Genomic DNA, 3,465 nt, shown 5'->3' with positions numbered 1-3,465 from the left:
GCGCATCAATCCTGGGGCCGCGTTGCGGCCCTTTCGCGACACAAGGCCGCTCCCACAGGTACAGCGACAACCTCGAGATCAACGCTGCACCCACAGAATTTGGACAAGCTATCGCGCCGGGGATCAGGCCTCGTGATCTTCCCAGTCACGGGTACGGTCGACCGCCTTCTTCCAGCCGGCATACAGCTTCTCTTTCTGCGCTTCATCCAACTGCGGGCTGAATTCGCGCTCGATGATCGCCTTGTCGCGCAGCTCGTCCAGGCCGCTCCAGAAACCACAGGCCAGGCCTGCCAGGTATGCCGCACCCAGCGCCGTGGTTTCGCGCATCTTCGGCCGCTCCACGCAGGTGCCGAGGATGTCGGCCTGGAACTGCATGAGGAAGTTGTTGGCCACCGCACCGCCGTCCACGCGCAACTCGGACAGGCGCTGGCCGCAGTCCTGCTGCATGGCGTCGAGCACGTCGCGGGTCTGGTAGGCGATCGATTCCAGTGCGGCGCGGATGATGTGGTCCACCTTCACGCCACGGGTCAGGCCGAACAGTGCACCACGGGCATATGGGTCCCAGTACGGGGCACCCAGGCCGGTGAAGGCAGGCACCAGGTATACCCCGTTGCTGTCCTTGACCTTGCTGGCAAAGTATTCGGTATCGAGTGCGTCGTTGACGATCTTCAGTTCGTCGCGCAGCCACTGCACGGTGGAACCACCATTGAACACCGCGCCCTCCAGCGCGTAGGCCACTTCGCCTCGCGGGCCGCAGGCGATGGTGGTGAGCAGGCCATGGGACGACTTGACCGCCTTGTCGCCGGTGTTCATCAGCAGGAAGCAGCCGGTGCCATAGGTGTTCTTGGCCTGACCCGGCTCAACGCACATCTGGCCGAACAGCGCCGACTGCTGGTCGCCGGCGATACCGGCAATGGCGATGCCGCTCTTGGTGTGGCCGTAGATCTCGGAGGAAGGGCGTACCTCGGGCAGCATCTGCCGTGGGATGCCGAGGATTTCCAGGAGCTTGTCGTCCCACTGCAGGCTGTGAATGTTGAACATCAGCGTGCGCGAGGCGTTGGTGTAATCGGTGACATGCACCTTGCCGCCGGAGAACTTCCAGATCAGCCAGGTATCGATGGTGCCGAACAGCAACTCGCCGCGTTCGGCGCGTTCGCGGGCACCCTCGACATTGTCGAGGATCCATTTCAGCTTGGTGCCAGAGAAGTACGGGTCTGTGACCAGGCCGGTGGTCTCGCGAATGTAGTCTTCATGCCCGTCGCGCTTGAGCTGGGCGCAGATCTCGGTGCTGCGGCGGCACTGCCAGACGATGGCGTTGTACACCGGGCGGCCGGTTTCCTTGTCCCATACAACGGTGGTTTCACGCTGGTTTGTGATACCCAGTGCGGCGACCTGGGCGTGGCTGATGCCTGCCTGGGCCAGGGCCTCGACCATGGTCGCGCTCTGCGTGGCGAAAATTTCCATCGGGTCGTGTTCGACCCAGCCCGCTTGCGGGTAGTGCTGTGCGAATTCGCGCTGGGAGGTACCCACCACATTGGCGTCGCGATCGAAAATGATGGCCCGCGAACTGGTGGTGCCCTGGTCCAGGGCGATGATGTAGTTCTTATCCTGGGTGTCTGTCATGGTCGTAGGCCTTGCGGAAATAGGGGTTCAGGGCTGGGCGTGATGCCGGCGTCAGTTGACTTGAGTATCGCCCTGGCGATTGTCATTTGTCTCAGGGTTCACGGCGGCTGCCATTGGCAGGTTGCGGGCGATCAGGCCGCGATAGGTCGCAGCACCCAGGCAGGCGCCAAGGATCGGTGCGAACACCGGAACCAGGAAATAAGGCATGTCCCGACCGCCAGTGAAGGCGATTTCGCCCCAACCGGCCAGGAAGGTCATGAGTTTTGGCCCGAAATCACGGGCCGGGTTCATGGCAAAGCCGGTCAACGGGCCCATGGCGCTACCGATCACGGCGATCAGCAGGCCGATCAGCAGTGGGGCCATGGCACCGCGCGGCAGGCCGTTGTTGTCGTCGGTCAGGGCCATGATCACTGCCATGAGGATGGCAGTGATGATCACTTCGACCAGGAACGCCTGGCCGGTGGATAGCGAAGGGTGCGGATAGGTGGAGAACACCGAGGCCAGTTCCAGGCTGGCTTCGCTACCGCGCAACATGGCATGGGCCTGTTCGAAATCGAAGAAAAGGTTGCTGTACAGGGTGTAGACCAACGCTGCACCACAGAATGCGCCGCATACCTGGGCCAGCATGTAGAAGGGCAGCTTGCGCTTGTCGAAACCGGCGAACAGGGTGAGGGCGATGCTCACCGCAGGGTTCAGGTGCGCGCCGGAAATACCGGCGGTGAGATAGATCGCCATGCTGACGCCCACGCCCCAGATGATACTGATTTCCCACAGGCCGAAGCTGGCGCCCGCGACCTTGAGCGCTGCGACGCAGCCGGTACCGAAGAAGATCAGCAGGGCAGTGCCGAGGAACTCGGCCAGGCATTGGCTGGACAGCGTGGGTTGGCGTAGAGCAGTCGTCATGTAGGACCTCGTTTTTTTTTGTTGTGAGGCGCGTGGCGCTCGACAGCAACGCCCGGAGTCTATCCCCGTTGACTCCAGGCAGATGTAGGAAATGCACCTTAAAAGTGCACCATTTATTCAGAAACGAAAAAATATAGACAAGAAACGCTGATGTCAAAGGTCGAAAGTGAACGGTTGGTCACGATGTGGATGCTGATTTTAGGCGCGGATCCGCGTACTAGACGCGCGCGACTGCGGTGCGCTGGCTGTGATGTGGGAATTGTCCTAAAGTAGCCGCCGAGCTGTCCCGACCGGAGCCCCCGCATGACCCCCGCCCTAGACCTGTTGAAGAAACACCGTGCCGAGCATCGTGTGCACAGTTACGAACATGACCCCAAGTCGGCGTCATATGGCCTGGAGGCGGCGGAAAAGCTCGGTCTCGACCCGCAGCAGGTGTTCAAGACCTTGCTGGCGAGCAGTGAGAAGGGGGAGTTGCTGGTGGCGGTGGTACCTGTGGTGGGTACACTCGACCTCAAGGCCCTGGCCCATGCTGCCGGGGTGAAAAAGTGCGAGATGGCCGACCCGGTGGTTGCGCAGCGGGCCACGGGGTACCTGGTGGGCGGGATCAGCCCGCTGGGGCAGAAGAAGCGCCTGCGTACATTCATCGATGATTCGGCGCAGAACTTTGCAACCATCCATGTCAGCGCCGGGCGGCGTGGGCTGGAGGTAGAGTTGGCGGCAGCGGTATTGGCCGAGCATACCCAGGGCAAGTTTGCCGGGATCGGGCGGGGCTGAGAATTTTCGGGGCTGCTTTGCAGCCCTTTCGCGACACAAGGCCGCTCCCACAGGTACAACGCCGCCCGTGAATGGTGCGCTGTACCTGTGGGAGATTCTATGGTTGTGGGCAATGCTTTTTGCCCCCTTTGCTCATGTATTCGCCTTGAGTCTTCATCAAGGCGA

General features: G+C 61.6%; 3 protein-coding genes. 1 reads left to right on the top strand and 2 read right to left on the bottom strand.

The window, feature by feature from the left end; genetic code table 11:
• Window positions 1–123: 123 nt before the first annotated feature.
• Both glpK and ACK1U9_RS18350 read right to left on the bottom strand, forming a co-directional pair.
• Entirely contained in the window at window positions 124–1,623 is a 1,500-nt protein-coding gene (gene glpK, locus ACK1U9_RS18355; RefSeq protein WP_046614759.1) for a glycerol kinase GlpK, read from the bottom strand.
• A 51-nt stretch (window positions 1,624–1,674) separates the two neighbouring features.
• Window positions 1,675–2,526 carry an MIP/aquaporin family protein gene (locus ACK1U9_RS18350; RefSeq protein ID WP_015271568.1) on the bottom strand — a complete coding sequence of 284 codons (852 nt, stop codon included), beginning with the start codon at window positions 2,524–2,526 and terminating at the stop codon, window positions 1,675–1,677.
• Window positions 2,527–2,829: 303 nt separating this feature from the next.
• On the opposite strand from ACK1U9_RS18350, the gene ybaK reads away from it, so the two are divergent.
• On the top strand, window positions 2,830–3,300 hold the full coding sequence (ybaK, locus tag ACK1U9_RS18345) for a Cys-tRNA(Pro) deacylase (protein WP_085601562.1): 471 nt from the start codon (window positions 2,830–2,832) through the stop codon (window positions 3,298–3,300).
• The last annotated feature ends 165 nt before the right edge of the window (window positions 3,301–3,465 follow it).

It is taken from the genome of Pseudomonas sp. XP1 (assembly GCF_053557675.1).
Note: the sequence above shows the minus strand (reverse complement) of the source record. Positions and strands in the feature narration are given on the sequence as shown.

Excerpts from the sequence above, each read along its gene's own strand:
- glpK (WP_046614759.1), bottom strand. The coding sequence starts at position 1,623 with ATGACAGACACCCAGGATAAGAACTACATCATCGCCCTGGACCAGGGC.
- ACK1U9_RS18350 (WP_015271568.1), bottom strand. The coding sequence starts at position 2,526 with ATGACGACTGCTCTACGCCAACCCACGCTGTCCAGCCAATGCCTGGCC.
- ybaK (WP_085601562.1), top strand. The coding sequence starts at position 2,830 with ATGACCCCCGCCCTAGACCTGTTGAAGAAACACCGTGCCGAGCATCGT.